A 17,561-nucleotide genomic window follows, 5' to 3' on the forward strand; every position below is an offset into this window, starting at 1 on the left:
CCAGACACCCCCAGGGCATCCGTCACCCTGAACTTGTTTCAGGGTCCATTCCTCCGTCCGCTCACCCGGCTCCAAAATGGATGCTGAAACAAGTTCAGCATGACGCGGCGCTGGGAACTAGCTCAAATTCTCCAGCTGGTCGTCGCTAAGCCCGCCGGGAATGATCATCACCGGCACCGGCATTTTTCCGGAATCATTGCCGGTAAAATGCGCCACGAGCGGCCCCGGCTTGCCCGACGGAGCAGCGCCCAGGACAAGTGCGGCGATATCGTCGCGCGTTCCGATATGGGCGCGCACCGCGGCCACCGGATCGCCTTGCCGGACGATAATCTCCGGCGTGATCCCGGCGGAGTTCATGATTTCGCCAACGGCCGCTGCCACAACGCCCTCGATACGAAGCCGCTGCTCTTCCTCGATCGCGGCCTGAACTCCGCCCCATTGAACGAAGTCCTGCGGCTCGACCACGGCAAGCACGTCCACGGCTCCGCCGGTCTTCGACGCCCTGCGCGCTGCAAAGCGCAGCGCAACCCGCGCTTCCGGGCTGTCGTCGATCACGACGAGATAAGTCCGCGCCATCCCTGTTCTCCCCAACGAGACGCTGCTGCAAGTCAATGTCACTGGCAAGCTTATTCGACTTGACCGAATGGCCGCTTTGGCCTTTGTGCCGGTCGAGTCCCGACACGCAGCCCGAGAGAGCCCATGTCCATCGAACTGAAGATGCCCGCCCTGTCGCCGACGATGGAAGAAGGGACGCTGGCCAAGTGGCTGGTCAAGGAAGGGGACACGGTATCTTCGGGCGATATCCTGGCCGAAATCGAAACCGACAAGGCAACGATGGAATTCGAAGCCGTCGATGAGGGCAAGATTGCCAAGATCCTGATTCCCGAAGGCTCGGACGGCGTGAAGGTCGGAACGCCGATCGCCATCCTGGCCGGAGAAGGCGAAGATGCTAGCAACCAAAGCGCATCTGTTTCCGCCGCCTCGCCGCCGCCGAAGGCTGAAGCGGCACCTCCGCCCAAGGTGGAAGAACCGAAGGTGCAGGCCGCACCGCCGGCAAAAGGCGGAGGCGAAACGCCGGCTGCCTCGCCGACGCCGGCCGCTCCCGCGCCGAAGACCGACAGCGGGGACCGCATCAAGGCTTCGCCACTGGCCCGCCGCCTCGCCGAGGCGCAGGGTATCGATCTTTCGACGCTGAAGGGTTCGGGACCCGGTGGACGGATTGTCCGCGCCGACCTCGGAACCGCGGCTGGCGGCGCCATGGCTGCTCCTGCCCCGACCGCGGCGGCGCCGGCACCTGCCGCCGCTCCGGCCCCGGCACATGTCGAGCCGCTCGATATCCCGCATGAGGCGGTCAAGCTCTCCAACATGCGCAAGACGATCGCTCGGCGCCTGACGGAATCGAAGCAGCAGATCCCGCACATCTATCTGACGCTCGATGCGAACCTCGACGCGCTGCTGAAGCTTCGCACCGAGCTCAACGCCGGCCTCGCCAGCCGCGGGGTGAAGCTGTCGGTCAACGACATGCTGATCAAGGCGCTTGCGCTGGCGCTGATCGAAGTTCCGGAATGCAACGTCAGCTTCGGCGGCGATCAGCTGATCAAATATAACCGCGCCGATATTTCGGTCGCGGTCAGCATTCCCAACGGCCTCATCACGCCGATCATCGTCGACGCCGGCAACAAGGCGATTTCGGCGATCAGCAAGGAAATGGCCGACCTTGCCGCCCGGGCGAAGGAAGGAAAGCTCCAGCCGCATGAATATCAGGGCGGCACTGCCTCCTTGAGCAACATGGGCATGTTCGGGATCAAGCATTTCGAAGCGGTCATCAATCCGCCGCAAGCGATGATCATGGCCATCGGCGCAGGCGAAAAGCGGCCCTACGTCATCGACGACAGCTTGCAGATCGCAACCGTGATGAGCGCCACCGGAAGCTTCGACCACCGCGCCATCGACGGCGCCGACGGGGCGCGGCTGATGAAATTATTCAAGGAGTTGGTCGAAAGTCCGCTGGCACTGGTGGCCTGACATGAAGTGGCTCCCCGCTCTCCTCCTGGGTGCGATCCTGGGCTTCGTCTTGCCGATGTTTTTCGGCGGACAGGATGGGGTCTGGATGGCCGGCTGGACCAAATGGGGGACCATAAGGCCAGTGGCCGGATCGCCAGGGCTTCTATTCTCGGTCCCGCTCTTCGTGGGCTCCGCAATCGCCTTGCGGATGTTCTTCAACTGGCACAGCCGCTGAGACGGCGGAATGATTGATCGCACGCCACTCATTCGCGTGACCGCAATGCCCTCCGATACCAATCCCTATGGCGGGGTATTCGGCGGCTGGCTGATGGGCCAGATGGGCCTCGCCTGCGGCTCCTTCGCGTCGCGCCACACCGGCGGCAAGGCCATCCTGGTTGCCGCGGACCAACTCAAGTTTCCTGGTGCAATGGCGGTCGGCGACGAGCTTAGCATCTATGTCAATCTGCTGAAGCAGGGACGGACGTCGCTGAAACTCAAGGCGGAAGCCATCGCGCGCGAACGCGACGGCGATGGGGAAAAGCTGGTGGCGGAAGGTGAACTCACCTTCGTCGCCCTCGACGAAAACAACCAGCCTCGGGAGATCGGCGCATGAGTGGTCCCTCTCCCCTCGCGGGAGAGGGAAAGGCATCGCGCAGCGATGCCAGGGAGAGGGGGCGGGTGTTGCGCAGCCGCGCGAAGACGATGCGCTCGGCCCCAACTGAGGCAGAGCACAGGCTTTGGCAGATTCTTCGTGCGAAGAGGTTCGCCGGTTATAAATTCCGGCGGCAAGCTCCCGTCGATTTCTACATCGCGGACTTCATTTGTCTGTCTCAACGGTTGATTATTGAGCTGGATGGCAGTCAGCATTTGGACAATGCGACAGATATGGAGCGCGATGCCTATTTGCGTGCCCAAGGCTTCCGAATCATTCGCATTTGGAACAATGACCTTTTCACGAATGAGGAAGGCGTCGGAGAGCTGATCTTGTCAGCTCTCCGGGCCGCCCCCTCTCCCCAACCCCTCTCCCGCGAGGGGAGAGGGGCCAACGGAGCATTCAATGGCTGATACCTACGACCTCATCGTCCTCGGCTCCGGTCCCGGCGGCTATGTCGCCGCGATCCGCGCGGCCCAGCTTGGCCTCAAGACCGCGATCGTCGAACGCGAGAATTTGGGCGGCATCTGCCTCAACTGGGGCTGCATCCCGACAAAGGCTTTGCTTCGCTCCGGAGAGATGCTGCACCACATGCGCCACGCCGACAGCTTCGGCCTGGTCGCGGGCGAGGTGAAGCCGGATCTCGCCAAGATCGTCGCGCGCAGCCGCGGCGTGGCAAAGCAGCTTAATCAGGGCGTCACGCACCTGATGAAAAAGAACAAGATCACGGTCTACATGGGCGTCGGCGAAATCACCGCGCCGGGCAAGATGACCGTGACCGCTGACGGCAAGAAATCCGAGCTTGCGACCAAGCACATCATTATCGCCACGGGCGCCCGCGCCCGCGAGCTCCCCTTTGCGCAGTCGGACGGCAAGAAGATCTGGACCTACCGCCACGCGATGACGCCCGCCGAGATGCCGACCGAGTTGCTGGTCATCGGCTCCGGCGCGATCGGGATCGAGTTCGCAAGCTTCTACAACGACATGGGCGCCAAGGTGACCGTGGTTGAAATGCTCGACCGCGTCGTTCCGGTCGAGGATTCGGAAGTCAGCGACTTCCTCGCCAAGAGCCTCGCCAAGCAGGGCATGACATTGTTGACCTCGGCCGGCGTCGAAAGCCTGAAGGCCGATGCCAAGGGCGTCGCGGCGAAGATCAAGACCAAGGACGGCAAGGTGGAGGAGAAGCGCTTCTCGCACTGTATCGTCGCGGTCGGGATTGCTCCCAACACCGAAAATATCGGGATCGAGAAGCTGGGCGTGAAAACCACCAAGGGCCATATCGACACCGACGCCATGTGCCGAACCAATGTGCCAGGCATCTCGGCGATCGGCGACGTCACTGCGCCGCCCTGGCTGGCGCATAAGGCCAGCCATGAAGGGATCATCGCGGTCGAGGCGATCGCGCAGGCGCTGGGCAACAAGGACGTCCATCCGCACGCGATGGATCCGACGAACATCCCGGGCTGCACATACTGCCACCCGCAGGTTGCAAGCGTCGGCCTGACCGAGGCCAAGGCCAAGGAAGCCGGCCATGAAGTGAAGGTCGGCAAATTCCCCTTCATCGGCAACGGCAAGGCAATCGCGCTGGGCGAGGTCGAAGGCTTCGTGAAGACGGTGTTCGACGCCAAGACCGGCGAACTTCTCGGCGCGCACATGATCGGTGCTGAAGTGACCGAATTGATTCAGGGCTACACGGTCGGAAAGACGGCGGAGCTGGTCGAGACGGACTTCATCAACACCGTATATCCGCATCCGACGATCAGCGAGACGATGCACGAAAGCGTTCTCGCGGCATTCGGGCGGGTGCTGCACATCTGAAGACCGGTAAAGGTCCGGAACGAAAACTCTGTCCTACAGCTGCAATTCCGTGCAACGCATCGCCGTGTAATGTCCAAGCGCTTCGACTTGCTTTGGGCGCAGTCGATTTTAACGCACGTCAGTGCGAAGATTAGTGAAGATTCGAGAAAATGGGGGTGGGGATGAAGAAGCTTGTTGCTGGCCTGATTGGCGCTCTGATCGCGTCCACTGCGAATGCGGCGACGGTCGTTACCGCCGATCGCTATCTTGACGTTCAGACCGGCAAATATGTCGAGCATCCGGCGATCTTCGTCGACGACATGGGACGGATCACATCGATTGCCGACGCGCAGACGGTGCGCTGGGGCGCCGAGGTCAAGCACATCAATCTTGCGGGCAAGACATTGGTCCCCGGGCTGATCGACATGCACACTCATTTGGGACCGGCCGACATCGGCGGCTATCGCTTCCTCGAATATACCGACAGCTTCTGGCCGGTGGTTGCCACCAGCACCGCGCGCGACATGCTCGACGGCGGCTTCACCACGATGCGCGTCGTCGGATCGGGCCAATGGGCGGACGTCGGGCTGAAGCAGGCGATCGAGGCCGGCTATGTCGTCGGCCCGCGTATTGTCCCGGCTGGAAATGCGCTGGGCGCAACCGGTGGCCATTGCGATGACACCTATTTGCCGCCGAGCGCGCAGAAAGATCACAAGGAAGAGGGCATCGGCGATAGCCCGGAGGAGCTGAAGTACCAGGTCCGCCGACAGCGCAAGTTCGGCGCGGAAGTGATCAAGGTTTGCGCGACCGGCGGCGTCTTCTCGCGCGGCGATACGCCGGGGCAGCAGCAGCTGACCGAGGAGGAGCTGCGGGCAATCGCCGACGAGGCGCATATGCAGGGCCTTCGCGTCGCGGCCCACGCCCACGGCGCCTCCGGGATCAACGCCGCGATCCGCGCGGGCATCGACACGATCGAACATGTCAGCCTGCTCGACGACGAGAGCATTCGCCTGGCCAAGGCGCGGGCGCGCCCGGTCTGGTTCTCGATGGACATCAAGAACACGGACTATACCCAGGCCGAAGGCCGCAAGAATGGCGAGCTTGAGGAGAATATCCGCAAGGATCGCGAGATCGGCCAGATACAGCGGGACAATTTCCGCAAAGCAAACGCCGCAGGTGTTCGGATGGTTTTCGGGTCGGACGCGGGCGTGATGCCGCACTCGATGGTCGGTCAGCAGTTCGCCGTGATGGTCGAATATGGAATGACGCCGCTTCAGGCGATCCAGGCCGCGACCCGCAATGCAGCGGAAGCGCTCGGCAAGACCGGCGACGTCGGCGCCATCGCCGTAGGTCGCTTCGGCGATATGGTCGCGGTGACCGGCGATCCGACGGCCAATGTCCGGCTGCTCGAGGCTCCGGACGCGGTTATCCTCGGCGGGAAGCAGATCCAGAAGGCGCACTGAACCTTCGGCCTCGAGGCCGGTTGAGGATGGATGGCGGCAATCGACAAGGCCAAGGTCCGCAGCGAGTTCGCCGAAGCGGTCAACATGACCGCTTCGGAACTGGGCGATTGGCTAAAGACCGACGAAAGCCGGAAGGTCGGCTTCAAAGGCAAGGATGGCGATGCCGCCGAGAGCGTCGGTCACGCCAGCGGCCGGCGGATCGTGAAGCTGTTGGGCAAGAAGCAGGGCGAGCTATCGGACGACGACTATGCGCATATGCGAAAAGTGGTCGGCTTTGTTCGCCGGCACTGTGCCCAGCGGCCGGAAAACATCTACACCTCCCGTTGGCGCTATTCGCTGATGAATTGGGGACATGATCCTTGCCGGGATTAACCCCGATCACCGTCATCGATAATTTCTGATTGAACCAGTTCGCCGAAGGGCCATTTAGCTTCGGATACGCGAGCCTCGGGAGGATCGGCATGAAGGGCTACCACGACGATATCGAGCAGCAGACGACCGGCAACGACGATTTTCGCCGCGTCCTTTACACCGGCAAGCATCTGCAGCTGGTGCTCATGAGCCTGCCGCCGGGCTGCGACATCGGCGCGGAGGTTCATGAAGACCGCGACCAGTTCTTCCGTTTCGAGGAAGGCAATGGCCAGGTCGACATCGACGACAATAGCTACGACGTCGTCGACGGAAGCGCGATCGTCGTTCCAGCCGGATCCAGGCACAATGTGCGCAACACCGGTGACGCGCCGCTGAAGCTCTACACCCTCTATGGTCCGCCTGAGCATAAGGACGGGATCGTCCAGTCGACCAAGGAAGAGGCCGACGCCCGCCATCATGAAGAGGAGTGGGACGGGGGTACGACCGAGTAATTAAGCTTGTTCGTCAACCAATATGTAGGGCGCGAAGCATAGGCTCCCGCACAGGAGAAGGCCTATGCACAGCTTTCAGCCGTCACGTGGACGGATCTTTTTCGAGGTCCTCTGCGCAATGGGAATCGCAGCGTCCTGTGGTGGGGCATGGCTGCAAACCGGCGCATCGGCGCTGCTGGCCTCTGCCGGCGTTGCGACCCTCTACGCCCTCGTTCACTTCTTTGACCTCTTCCGGCGCGATCCGTCCGTGGCGGTTGAGCCGCAACGGATAGACTTCACGCCGGCGGGAGAGGCTAACCTGGCAGTGGCCAGCGAGGTCTTTGCACCAGAGCCGACGGTCAGGGAAATGGTTGACGCACTGGAACTCGATCCCCGCTTGACCGAATTTGGCGAAGCGCAGGTCCAACCGGTCGAACCGCTTGCCGTCCATGAGGACGAGGCTGCGCCGGAAAAGGCACCTCGCAAGGCAAGCCGCCGAACCTCTGGTGCGCCGAAGAAGACCAAGGTCAAACAAGTCGCGGATACGGAACCGGTCGTCGCCGAACCGGTGTTCGTCGAGCAAGTGACCCAAACCCATGTGGCGCCGCTGTTCGAGCCGGATCCATTCCACCGAATGCCGCGTCAGGGGTTCGGCCGCCGGGGGCAGCTTTAAGGGGTAGCTTGCAAAGGCGGCGCCGCCGCTCCACGCTCCTCCCATGGCCCAATCGATGCACGACGTTTCGGACCCCCGAAACGCCTCGATCCTCATCAATGTCAGCGGAGAGCTGAAACCTCGCCCAGAAGCGGTCGTGTCTGTTTTCGATTCCGGCTTCATGCTTGGCGACGGAGTGTGGGAAGGGCTTCGTGTCCACAAGGGGCGAATGGCCTTCCTCGATCGCCACCTCGACCGCCTGTTCGAAGGCGCCAAGGCGATCGCGATGGATATCGGCCTGTCGCGCGAAGAGCTGGTGCAGCGCCTCTATGAAACGCTCGATGCCAACAAGATGGATGAAGGCGTCCATATCCGCCTGATGGTCACGCGCGGCGTCCGCTCGACCCCTTACCAGGATCCCCGCGTCGTGGTGTCGCCCGCAACCATCGTCATCATTCCCGAATATAAGGAACCGGATCCGGCGGTTTACGAGCGGGGCCTGAAGCTGTTCACGGTCCATGTCCGGCGCGGAGATCCTGCGGTGCAGGACCAGAAGATCAACAGCCATTCCAAGCTCAACTGCATCACTGCCCGCATCCAGGCGACGCAGGCCGGTGCGGACGAGGGCCTGATGCTCGATCCGCACGGCTTCGTCGCGACCTGCAATTCGACCCATTTCTTCATCGTCCGAAAGGGCGAAGTGTTGACCTCCAGCGGAAAATATTGCCTCGGCGGTATCACTCGGAACGTGGTGCTGGAGGTCTGCCGCGAGGCCGGCATTCCGGCGTTCGAGAAGGACTTCTCGCTTACTGACGTCTACGGCGCCGACGAAGCCTTCGTCACCGGAACCTTCGCCGGCATCGTCCCGGTTCGCGAAGTCGATGGACGGTCGCTGGAATGCCGGGGCCCGATGGTCGCTCGGCTTCAGCAGCTTTACCAGGACCGGGTCGAGCGCGACGTCGCGGAACAGAAGCGGCCGTGACCATCCGCATCGCGATGTGGTCGGGCCCAAGAAACCTTTCCACGGCGATGATGCGAAGCTTTGGATCCCGAGCGGACACCTTCGTCTCCGACGAGCCGTTCTACGGCGCCTATCTCAAGGCAACGGGCGACCCTCAGCCGATGGCCGACGACGTCATGGCATCGATGGATTGCGACTGGCACGGCGTAGCGCGGGCCATGACTGGCCCAGCTCCAACGGTGGCTTCGATCTGGTACCAGAAGCACATGGCCCACCACATGGTGGGTCCGATCTCCCACGACGATCTGCCGGGATTGCGCCACGCCTTCCTTATCCGCGATCCGGAACGCGTCATCGCCAGCTATGCCGCCAAACGCGTCGCGGTTCGGCCCGAACATCTGGGCGTGGAGCGCCAGGTCGAGTTCTTCGAGCGTGAAGCGGATCGGCTTGGCCATGCGCCGCCGGTGATCGACAGCGCCGACATCTTGCGCGACCCGGCAACCATGCTTGAGCGGCTGTGCCAGGCACTGTCTATTCCGTGGGACCCGGCGATGTTGACTTGGGAGCCCGGAATTCGTGAGACCGACGGCATCTGGGCATCGCATTGGTACGATGCGGTCGCGGCAAGCACCGGATTCGGCCGGCCGGATCGTGAGGAAGTCGAACTCGACGACGAGGAGAGGCGCGTCGCCGATCAATGCCGGCCATTTTACGAGCGGTTAGCGATGCACCGCCTCATGCGCTGAAGACCTGTCTGGTTCAGCCCTTAACTTCGACGCCGTCCTTGGCCCAGACCAAGTCGACATCAACGCCCTGATCGGTCCACTGCTCGCGCGTCCAGCATTTGATCCGCTCAATGTGAGTGCCCGTGAACGGATCAACTCGAAGACAATATAGAGCGTCCGGACCTGCGGCAGGCGCGCTGGCGCTCGGTTCCCCTTGGGGCTGACTTGCCGACAGCGGCGAGGCGGCAGCAACGATCAGGCTGAGAGCCATGGCGGATAGCTTGAGTGCCATGTCGTTTCTCCTTGAAACAAGGCTGGCATGCCCTTCCAACGCCCGGAGATTACCTCCAGTTGCGATCTGATGCGAGAGCTTGCAGCCGATCCGCCGAATCTTTCGACAAACGGCGCTTCCAGAGATTGCACCGTCGCGGTCGCGGCTTAAGGTGCCGCGAAACATCGAAGGGGTCAGGCATTGCTTAAATTCTGGACGGGCGCGGTGGTTGCCGCGCTGGCCGCTACAGGCGCAAACGGCGCGCCAACCTATGTTCATGCGGGAAGGCTGATCGCGGTTCCGGGACAGGCGGTGCGCGGCCCCTCGACCGTAGTCGTTGACCAGGGCCGCATCGTTTCCGTCCAGGACGGCTATGTTGCGCCGACGGAGGCAGGCACCGCGGTAGTCGACCTCAAGGACAAGACCGTGCTTCCCGGACTGATCGACAGCCATGTCCACCTGTCGTCGGATCGTGGCGGCGAGCAGGCTTTGTTGGCGAACTTCAGGGACGACCAGCCGCTGCAAGCTTTCGAAGCGCAGATGAACGGCATGAAGACGCTGCGTGCCGGATTTACCACCGTTCGTAACCTTGGGGACGAGGGCAATACGCTGGCACTTCGGGAAGCCATCAAGCGCGGCTGGGTCCAGGGACCGCGTATCGTTGATGCAGCCCGGTCCATCTCCACTACCGGCGGCCACATGGATGGGCGCGGGTCGCTCAATGACGAGATTGTCGCTCACTTGCCCGATCCCGAAAATCTCTGCGACAGCGTCGAAAGCTGCCGCCGCGTGGTCAGGCGGCAGATCGATCGCGGCGCGGACGTGATCAAGTTTGCAACGACCGGTGGGGTCAACAGCGGCACCGGCCTCGCCACCCGCATGTATGAGGATGAGGCGAAGGCGCTCGTGGACACGGCGCACGCCTATGGCCGCAAGGTTGCGGTGCACGCCCATGGCGCCGACGGCATCAAGCTTGCACTTAAAGCCGGCGCGGACTCGATCGAGCACGGCACTGTCATGGACGATGAAATCATCAAGCTGATGAAAGCCAAAGGCACCTATTATGTGCCGACTCTTTCGACCGTGAACGGCTATCTTGAGCGGCTGGCCAAGGATCCCAACGCCTATACGGGCGCCGTCAAGCAGCAGATCGAATGGCGTATCGGCATCACGGGGCAATCGCTTCTGAAGGCCTATCCCGCCGGCGTGAAGATTGCCTACGGAACGGACGCAGGCGTCTCGAAGCACGGTCGCAACGCCGACGAATTCGAGCTTCTGGTGAAATATGGGATGCCGCCGGTCGAGGCGCTGAAGGCAGCGACGGTAAACGCAGCGGATCTATTGGGCTTGTCGAGCGAAGTCGGAACCATCGAAGCTGGGAAGAGCGCGGATTTGATCGCGGTTACCGGCGATCCCCTTCAGGACGTAACCGTCCTTAAAAAAGTCGATTATGTCATGGTCCGCGGCGATGAGGTCGTTCGGTAAAGCGTAAGTGGGCTCATCCTCGGCCATGCGGTGCTGCAAGCATCCCTGGTAAATGTCATTTCTGCACCACTGGATGGAAATCCTCCATCAATGCGAATTGGCGGTTGCTCATAAGCCCTTAATATTTATGCTGATTATATCAAAGCTAGAGTTCAGCTAAATGGGGTATGGGGTTGCCACCGAACTATCTTGCGGCTCTCGTCGCGTTGGCGATGATCTCGGCAACTGGGGGTGCCCACGGAATGAATCAATCGAAGAGCCGCGCGGTGACCTGCAGTGTTGTTGGCGCGGAGAAGTTGCTCGCCGATGCTGGGGGACCAGCAAGTCTGTGCGAGCTGGTCAAGATTGCCGCCGCCGCCGCCGCGCCCGGCGTGCCCTTCGCCGTGGAAATTCGATCGCCGTCTGCACACACCTTGGCCGCGAGGATCAGCTTGCCTGATGGCCGTGTCCTGCCCGACCTCAATATTACGATTAATGACCGCGTGATGGATCGGGGTTCGATCGAGCGGTTTGCAAGCGCGATTGCAAGCCGGGTGGAAGAGACGAGCCGTCGGTGAGAAAATACAGGTATTGGCAGCCATAACTAATAATTGACGATAGTTCCGTAGCGAAAAATCTGAAAGCTTGGTCGAGGGGGTAATGTGGTAGACGTTCCGGGTAACAGTACGACGACCCGCAGCATTTCGGTTGGCGGAACGGTCACCGATAGCCTCGAAGTTGCTGGAGACCACGACTGGTTTCAGATTCAATTGACGGCGGGACAGTCCATCAGCGTCGCGCTAGACGGTTTAACGCTGATCGATCCTTATCTTCGGATAAGGGATTCCAGTGGCAACATCATCTTTGAAAACGATGACATCACTTCTGGTATAAACCGGGACTCTTTGCTGGGTTTTACCGCTACCTATACCGGTACCTATTATATCGACGTTGGGGCGTGGGATCCTCCGCCCGATAGCCCTGATTACCCTGGCTACACGGGGACCTACCAACTTAGCGTCGAAACCTATACGCCTCCTCCAGTCGGCACGGTCGATCAACTCGCCGATTATCTCGTTGACGGTTACTGGGGCGGAGAATCGCGCCATTTCGATGTCGCGCCCGGCGGCTCGATAACGGTGAACCTGACGGCTCTAACGGCGCCGGCTCGGACGCTCGCATTGGCGGCGCTTGCCACATGGACGGACATCATCGGAATTACATTCGTACAAGTTGCAACAGGTGGCCAAATCACTTTCGACGACAATGAGGAAGGGGCGTTCAGTAACAGCATTTGGTCTAACGGAATCATTACCAGTTCCCACGTCAACGTTTCCGTCGACTGGTTGGCCGACTATGGGACGTCGCTGAACGGCTATTCGTTTCAGACATATGTCCATGAGATCGGCCACGCGCTCGGACTAGGTCATCAGGGCGGGTACAATGGCGATGCCAGCTATCCGTTCGAGGCCGTTTTTTTGAATGACGGCTGGCCACTGTCCGTAATGTCTTACTTCGACCAGATCGATAATACTTACTTTGCAGGCCAAGGCTTCGATTTCAATTATGTCGTCACACCGATGATGGCCGACATCCTGGCCATGTCGATGCTATATGGTCTGTCAACGACAACCCGGGCAGGCAATACGACCTATGGGCCCAGCTGGTCGTCAACCATGGGCGCGCTTTGCATTTTCGATAGTGGAGGCGTCGATACCATCGATGTGTCCGGTTTGGCCGGATCGCATCTCATCAACCTCAATCCGGGCACCTTTTCAAACGTGCTGGGCGAGGAAGGCAACGTCAGCATCGCTTTCGGCGTAAGTATCGAGAATGCGATTGGCGGGGCCGGCGATGACACGCTGATCGGCAACGCTGCGAACAATGTCTTGAATGGGGGAGCAGGCGAGGATGTCGTTTCCTACGAGACTGCAACCGCTGCAGTGCAAGTCGACCTTAGGACCACGGCCCAGCAAAATACGGTTGGAGCAGGCCTCGACACGTTGAGCGGGTTCGAGCGGCTGATCGGCTCCGCATATGGCGATACGCTCACCGGCACCTCGACTACGCTCAAAATTAACGGCGGCGATGGCAACGACGTTATCATCAGCACTGGGGCGGGCGACCATCGTTTGTTTGGCGACGGTGGAGACGATCGGTTCGTCCCGGGCCAGGGTAACGACTGGATGATCGGCGGGGACGGCTTCGATACCGTCGATTACGGTGGCGCAGCCGGTTCGATCTATGCCGTCACCAACGGTTCCGGCGCCAATACCGGCAATTCGGGGTTCGATACCATCAGCGTCGAGAAGCTCATCGGGTCGAATTTCGATGACACGCTCTGGGCATGGGAGGTCGGCCACCAGGTTTGGGGAGGGGCCGGCAATGACACGCTGAAGGGTTCCTGGCTGGGATCTAGTCAGCTTTATGGCGGATCCGGCAATGACATATACGAAGTTCGCCATTCGGCTAGCCAGGTCATCGAAGCGGCCGGCGAAGGCATCGACCTGGTCATGGCGGAAGCCAATTTCACGCTCAGCGCGAATGTTGAAAATCTCACCCTCGTGCAGCCGATTTACGATCCCTACGGCGGCGCGGCGCTGCAACCACCACCTTTCGATGATTTCTCGGGAACCGGAAACAATCTAGCGAACGTGATCACCGGCAATCGCGGCGACAATATACTCTCCGGAATGGCGGGCTTGGACACGCTTACCGGCGGTGAAGGGAATGATATATTCCGGGACACGGCGGCGGGCCTGAACGGCGACACGATCACCGATTTTGCGGTTGGCGACAGGATTGTCATTAGCGACGCCAGCCTGGCGGGGTTCAGTTTCTCGCTGTCGGGGTCAACCCTGACCTATACAGGTGGCACGCTGACCCTGTCTGGGGTCAGCGGCATGCTGGTTGCCTCGGCGGCGGCCGGCGGGGTCCAGTTGACCTTGAAGACATCGTCCAACGACGCCCGCAACGACTTCAACGGCGACGGCCGCAGCGATATTTTGTGGCGCAACGACAATGGACAGATGACCAACTGGCTGGGCGAGGCCGATGGCGGCTTTGCCTACAACGATGCCAACGCCGCCAACGTCATCGCCACCGACTGGCACATTGCCGGGGTTGGCGACTTCAACGGCGACGGCCGCGACGACATATTGTGGCGCCGGGACAATGGGCAGATGACCAACTGGCTGGGCGAGGCCGATGGCGGCTTTGCCTACAACGATGCCAATGCCGCCAACGTCATCGCCACCGACTGGCGCATTGCCGGGGTTGGCGACTTCAACGGCGACGGCCGCGACGACATATTGTGGCGCCGGGACAATGGGCAGATGACCAACTGGCTGGGCGAGGCCGATGGCGGCTTTGCCTACAACGACGCCAATGCCGCCAACGTCATCGCCACCGACTGGCACGTACAGCCATCCGAAATCCTGTGGATGTGAGGGTGGCCGGGTCTCCGGTTGACCTCACAGCCATTCCCACTTAATGGGCCGCACGTCCGTGACGTTGCGATTCTTCGCTAGTCCTCCGGGCAGAGCTGAACATTGCTCAACGACGTGAAGGCCGGGTGGCCCTGGGGCTGCCAGGTGTTCACGCTTTTGCGTTGCGCAAAGTAACCGCCGGATTTCCGGCAACGAAAGGTGAAGGCTTCATGCCGACGATTAACCAGCTGATCCGCAAGGGTCGCGAACCGCAGAAGGCCAAGTCGAAGGTCCCTGCGATGGAGCAGAACCCGCAGAAGCGCGGCGTCTGCACCCGTGTCTATACCACTACCCCGAAGAAGCCGAACTCGGCGCTGCGCAAGGTCGCCAAGGTCCGCCTGACCAACAGCCGCGAGGTCATCAGCTACATTCCGGGTGAGGGCCACAACCTGCAGGAGCACTCGGTTGTGCTCATCCGCGGCGGCCGTGTGCGCGACCTTCCGGGTGTGCGTTACCACGTGCTTCGCGGCGTCCTCGACACGCAGGGCGTGAAGGACCGCAAGCAGTCCCGTTCGAAGTACGGCGCCAAGCGCCCGAAATAAGCTGGTTCGTCGGTCGCGCCGCCCGCTGTGCAGGCGCACCGCTCTGAAAGGATTTTCCAATGTCCCGTCGTCGTCGCCCAGAAAAGCGCGTCATTCTTCCCGATCCGAAGTTCGGGGATATCGTTCTGTCGAAGTTCATGAATTCGGTCATGCTCGACGGCAAGAAGTCGGTCGCCGAGAGCATCGTTTACGGCGCCCTCGACAATGTCGAGCAGCGTCTGAAGAAGGATCCCCTCCAGGTCTTTCACGATGCGCTCAACAATGTGAAGCCCGGCATCGAAGTCCGCAGCCGCCGCGTCGGCGGTGCGACCTACCAGGTCCCGGTCGAAGTTCGCACCGAGCGCGCCCAGGCCCTCGCGATCCGCTGGCTGATCTCGGCCGCGCGTTCGCGTTCGGAGAAGACCATGGCCGGCCGTCTGTCGGGTGAGCTGATGGACGCGTCGCAGAACCGCGGAAACGCGGTGAAGAAGCGCGAAGACACGCACCGCATGGCGGAAGCGAACCGCGCCTTCTCGCACTACCGCTGGTAAAAACCGTACCTATATTCAGGGGGATCGGCCCGGCCGACCCCCTGCAACACTAAGGAATCTGAAATGGCCCGCAGCCATCCGCTCGACCGCTACCGCAACATCGGCATCATGGCCCACATCGACGCCGGCAAGACGACGACGACCGAGCGCATCCTCTATTACACCGGCAAGTCCTACAAGATCGGCGAAGTGCACGAAGGCACCGCCACCATGGACTGGATGGAGCAGGAGCAGGAGCGTGGCATCACGATCACCTCCGCCGCGACCACCTGTTTCTGGGCTGCCGAAGATGGCAAGGGCCCCGAGCACCGGATCAACATCATCGACACCCCGGGCCACGTCGACTTCACCATCGAAGTCGAGCGTTCGCTTCGCGTGCTCGACGGCGCGGTCGCATGCTTCGACGGCGTCGCCGGCGTTGAGCCGCAGTCGGAAACCGTGTGGCGGCAGGCCGAGAAGTATCGCGTTCCGCGCATGTGCTTCGTCAACAAGCTGGACCGCACCGGCGCTTCGTTCGAGCGCTGCGTCGACATGATCAAGGACCGCCTCGGCGCCCGTCCGGCGGTGCTGTATCTCCCGATCGGCATCGAGGGTGGCTTCAAGGGCCTGGTCGACCTGGTCGAGAACCGCGCGATCATCTGGCTCGACGAGAGCTTGGGCGCGAAGTTCGTCTATGAAGAGATTCCGGCCGACCTTGCTGACGCTGCTGCGACCGCTCGCCAGGAACTGATCGAAATGGCCGTCGAACAGGACGACCATGTCATGGAAGCCTATCTGGAAGGCAATGAGCCGGACGTCGCGACCCTGAAGAAGCTGATCCGCAAGGGCACGCTCAACTTCTCGTTCGTGCCGGTCCTTTGCGGCTCGGCGTTCAAGAACAAGGGTGTCCAGCCGCTGCTCGACGCCGTGGTCGACTATCTCCCGTCGCCGCTGGACATTCCGCCGGTCGAAGGCGTGAAGCTGGACGGCGAGACTCCGGACACCCGCAAGGCCGACGACGGCGAAGCCTTCTCGGCGCTGGCGTTCAAGATCATGAACGACCCGTTCGTCGGTTCGCTCACCTTCGCCCGCATCTATTCGGGCACTTTGACCAAGGGCACCGTGCTCAATTCGGTCAAGGACAAGAAGGAAAAGATCGGCCGTATGCTCCTCATGCATGCGAACAGCCGTGAGGACATCGAAGAAGCACGCGCCGGCGACATCGTCGCCATCGCGGGCCTCAAGGAAACGACGACCGGCGACACGCTGTGCGATCCGGCGAAGCCGATCATCCTGGAGCGCATGGAGTTCCCGGAACCGGTTATCGAGGTTGCCGTCGAGCCGAAGACCAAGGCTGACCAGGAAAAGATGGGCATCGCCCTCAACCGACTGGCCGCCGAGGATCCCTCGTTCCGTGTCACGACCGACCATGAGTCGGGTCAGACCATCATCAAGGGGATGGGCGAACTCCACCTCGAGATCCTGGTCGACCGCATGAAGCGCGAGTTCAAGGTCGAGGCCAATGTCGGTGCTCCGCAGGTCGCGTATCGCGAATATCTGAAGAAGCCCGTCGACATCGACTACACGCACAAGAAGCAGTCGGGTGGTACCGGCCAGTTCGGCCGCGTGAAGGTGAAGGTCACGCCGGGCGAGCGCGGCGCTGGCATCATCTTCAAGGACGAGATCAAGGGCGGTAATATTCCCAAGGAATATATCCCCGCGATCGAAAAGGGCTTCCGCGAGACGGCAGCCACCGGTTCGCTGGTCGGCTTCCCGATCATCGACTTCGAGATCGTGCTGTATGACGGTGCGTACCATGACGTCGACTCGTCGGCGCTGGCGTTCGAAATCACTGCCCGCGGCGCGATGCGCGAAGTGGCACAGAAGTCGGGCATCACGCTGCTCGAGCCGGTGATGAAGGTTGAAGTCGTGACTCCCGAGGATTACCTCGGCGACGTCATCGGCGACCTGAACTCGCGTCGTGGCCAGATCCAGGGCACCGACACGCGCGGCAACGCGCAGGCAGTCGAGGCAATGGTCCCGCTGGCGAACATGTTCGGCTATGTGAACCAGCTGCGCTCGTTCACCCAGGGCCGGGCACAATACTCGATGCAGTTCTCGCACTATGATGAGGTGCCGCAGAATGTCGCCGACGAAGTGAAGGCGAAGCTGGCGTAACCGAAAAATTGTG

General features: G+C 61.4%; 19 protein-coding genes. 17 read left to right on the forward strand and 2 right to left on the reverse strand.

What is annotated here, in order from left to right:
• Positions 1–117: 117 nt before the first annotated feature.
• Positions 118–576: a universal stress protein gene (locus LZ496_RS11635; RefSeq protein ID WP_249904843.1), complete on the reverse strand. Its 459-nt coding sequence runs from the start codon at positions 574–576 to the stop codon at positions 118–120.
• A gap of 123 nt (positions 577–699) precedes the next feature.
• Between LZ496_RS11635 and LZ496_RS11640 the strand changes: the two genes are divergently transcribed.
• The 11 genes from LZ496_RS11640 (at position 700) to LZ496_RS11690 (ending at position 9,117) form a co-directional block, all read left to right on the forward strand.
• Positions 700–2,025, forward strand: a complete 1,326-nt coding sequence (locus LZ496_RS11640; RefSeq protein ID WP_249904844.1) for a pyruvate dehydrogenase complex dihydrolipoamide acetyltransferase — start codon at positions 700–702, stop codon at positions 2,023–2,025.
• A 1-nt stretch (position 2,026) separates the two neighbouring features.
• On the forward strand, positions 2,027–2,239 hold the full coding sequence (locus tag LZ496_RS11645) for a hypothetical protein (RefSeq protein ID WP_249904845.1): 213 nt from the start codon (positions 2,027–2,029) through the stop codon (positions 2,237–2,239).
• Positions 2,240–2,284: 45 nt separating this feature from the next.
• Positions 2,285–2,617, forward strand: coding sequence for an acyl-CoA thioesterase (locus tag LZ496_RS11650; RefSeq protein ID WP_249904846.1), 333 nt, complete (start codon positions 2,285–2,287; stop codon positions 2,615–2,617).
• A 68-nt stretch (positions 2,618–2,685) separates the two neighbouring features.
• A complete protein-coding gene (locus LZ496_RS11655) occupies positions 2,686–3,069 on the forward strand; it encodes an endonuclease domain-containing protein (RefSeq protein ID WP_283938005.1) in 384 nt (127 codons plus the stop codon).
• The gene (gene lpdA / locus LZ496_RS11660; protein WP_249904848.1) at positions 3,062–4,474 is read left to right on the forward strand and encodes a dihydrolipoyl dehydrogenase; all 1,413 of its coding nucleotides are present in this window, start codon (positions 3,062–3,064) and stop codon (positions 4,472–4,474) included. Before LZ496_RS11655 ends, lpdA begins: the two co-directional genes overlap by 8 nt.
• Before the next feature lie 161 nt (positions 4,475–4,635).
• On the forward strand, positions 4,636–5,916 hold the full coding sequence (locus tag LZ496_RS11665; protein WP_249904849.1) for a Xaa-Pro dipeptidase: 1,281 nt from the start codon (positions 4,636–4,638) through the stop codon (positions 5,914–5,916).
• Between the two features lie 30 nt (positions 5,917–5,946).
• On the forward strand, positions 5,947–6,288 hold the full coding sequence (locus LZ496_RS11670; RefSeq protein WP_249904850.1) for a DUF3140 domain-containing protein: 342 nt from the start codon (positions 5,947–5,949) through the stop codon (positions 6,286–6,288).
• A gap of 89 nt (positions 6,289–6,377) precedes the next feature.
• Positions 6,378–6,779 carry a cupin domain-containing protein gene (locus LZ496_RS11675; protein WP_249904851.1) on the forward strand — a complete coding sequence of 134 codons (402 nt, stop codon included), beginning with the start codon at positions 6,378–6,380 and terminating at the stop codon, positions 6,777–6,779.
• A gap of 64 nt (positions 6,780–6,843) precedes the next feature.
• A complete protein-coding gene (locus LZ496_RS11680) occupies positions 6,844–7,431 on the forward strand; it encodes a hypothetical protein (protein WP_249904852.1) in 588 nt (195 codons plus the stop codon).
• A 43-nt stretch (positions 7,432–7,474) separates the two neighbouring features.
• Positions 7,475–8,392 (forward strand): aminotransferase class IV, encoded by a 918-nt coding sequence (locus LZ496_RS11685; RefSeq protein WP_249904853.1) that lies wholly within the window; start codon positions 7,475–7,477, stop codon positions 8,390–8,392.
• Entirely contained in the window at positions 8,389–9,117 is a 729-nt protein-coding gene (locus tag LZ496_RS11690) for a sulfotransferase (protein WP_249904854.1), read from the forward strand. The genes LZ496_RS11685 and LZ496_RS11690 overlap by 4 nt, the downstream gene beginning before the upstream one ends.
• 13 nt (positions 9,118–9,130) lie before the next feature.
• Here LZ496_RS11690 and LZ496_RS11695 read toward each other — a convergent pair whose 3' ends face one another.
• Positions 9,131–9,388, reverse strand: coding sequence for a hypothetical protein (locus LZ496_RS11695; protein WP_249904855.1), 258 nt, complete (start codon positions 9,386–9,388; stop codon positions 9,131–9,133).
• A 180-nt stretch (positions 9,389–9,568) separates the two neighbouring features.
• Between LZ496_RS11695 and LZ496_RS11700 the strand changes: the two genes are divergently transcribed.
• The 6 genes from LZ496_RS11700 (at position 9,569) to fusA (ending at position 17,548) form a co-directional block, all read left to right on the forward strand.
• Complete coding sequence (locus tag LZ496_RS11700; protein ID WP_249904856.1) at positions 9,569–10,852, forward strand: metal-dependent hydrolase family protein; 1,284 nt, start codon at positions 9,569–9,571, stop codon at positions 10,850–10,852.
• 242 nt (positions 10,853–11,094) lie between these two features.
• Positions 11,095–11,409, forward strand: coding sequence for a hypothetical protein (locus tag LZ496_RS11705; protein WP_249904857.1), 315 nt, complete (start codon positions 11,095–11,097; stop codon positions 11,407–11,409).
• An 84-nt stretch (positions 11,410–11,493) separates the two neighbouring features.
• Complete coding sequence (locus tag LZ496_RS11710) at positions 11,494–14,280, forward strand: M10 family metallopeptidase C-terminal domain-containing protein (RefSeq protein ID WP_249904858.1); 2,787 nt, start codon at positions 11,494–11,496, stop codon at positions 14,278–14,280.
• A 209-nt stretch (positions 14,281–14,489) separates the two neighbouring features.
• The gene (gene rpsL, locus LZ496_RS11715) at positions 14,490–14,861 is read left to right on the forward strand and encodes a 30S ribosomal protein S12 (protein ID WP_114227738.1); all 372 of its coding nucleotides are present in this window, start codon (positions 14,490–14,492) and stop codon (positions 14,859–14,861) included.
• A 59-nt stretch (positions 14,862–14,920) separates the two neighbouring features.
• The gene (gene rpsG / locus LZ496_RS11720) at positions 14,921–15,391 is read left to right on the forward strand and encodes a 30S ribosomal protein S7 (RefSeq protein WP_249904859.1); all 471 of its coding nucleotides are present in this window, start codon (positions 14,921–14,923) and stop codon (positions 15,389–15,391) included.
• A 63-nt stretch (positions 15,392–15,454) separates the two neighbouring features.
• Positions 15,455–17,548, forward strand: coding sequence for an elongation factor G (fusA, locus tag LZ496_RS11725; protein ID WP_249904860.1), 2,094 nt, complete (start codon positions 15,455–15,457; stop codon positions 17,546–17,548).
• The last annotated feature ends 13 nt before the right edge of the window (positions 17,549–17,561 follow it).

Origin of the sequence: Sphingomonas caseinilytica, from assembly GCF_023516455.1 — a bacterium.
GTDB classification, from domain to species: Bacteria; Pseudomonadota; Alphaproteobacteria; order Sphingomonadales; family Sphingomonadaceae; genus Sphingomicrobium; species Sphingomicrobium caseinilyticum.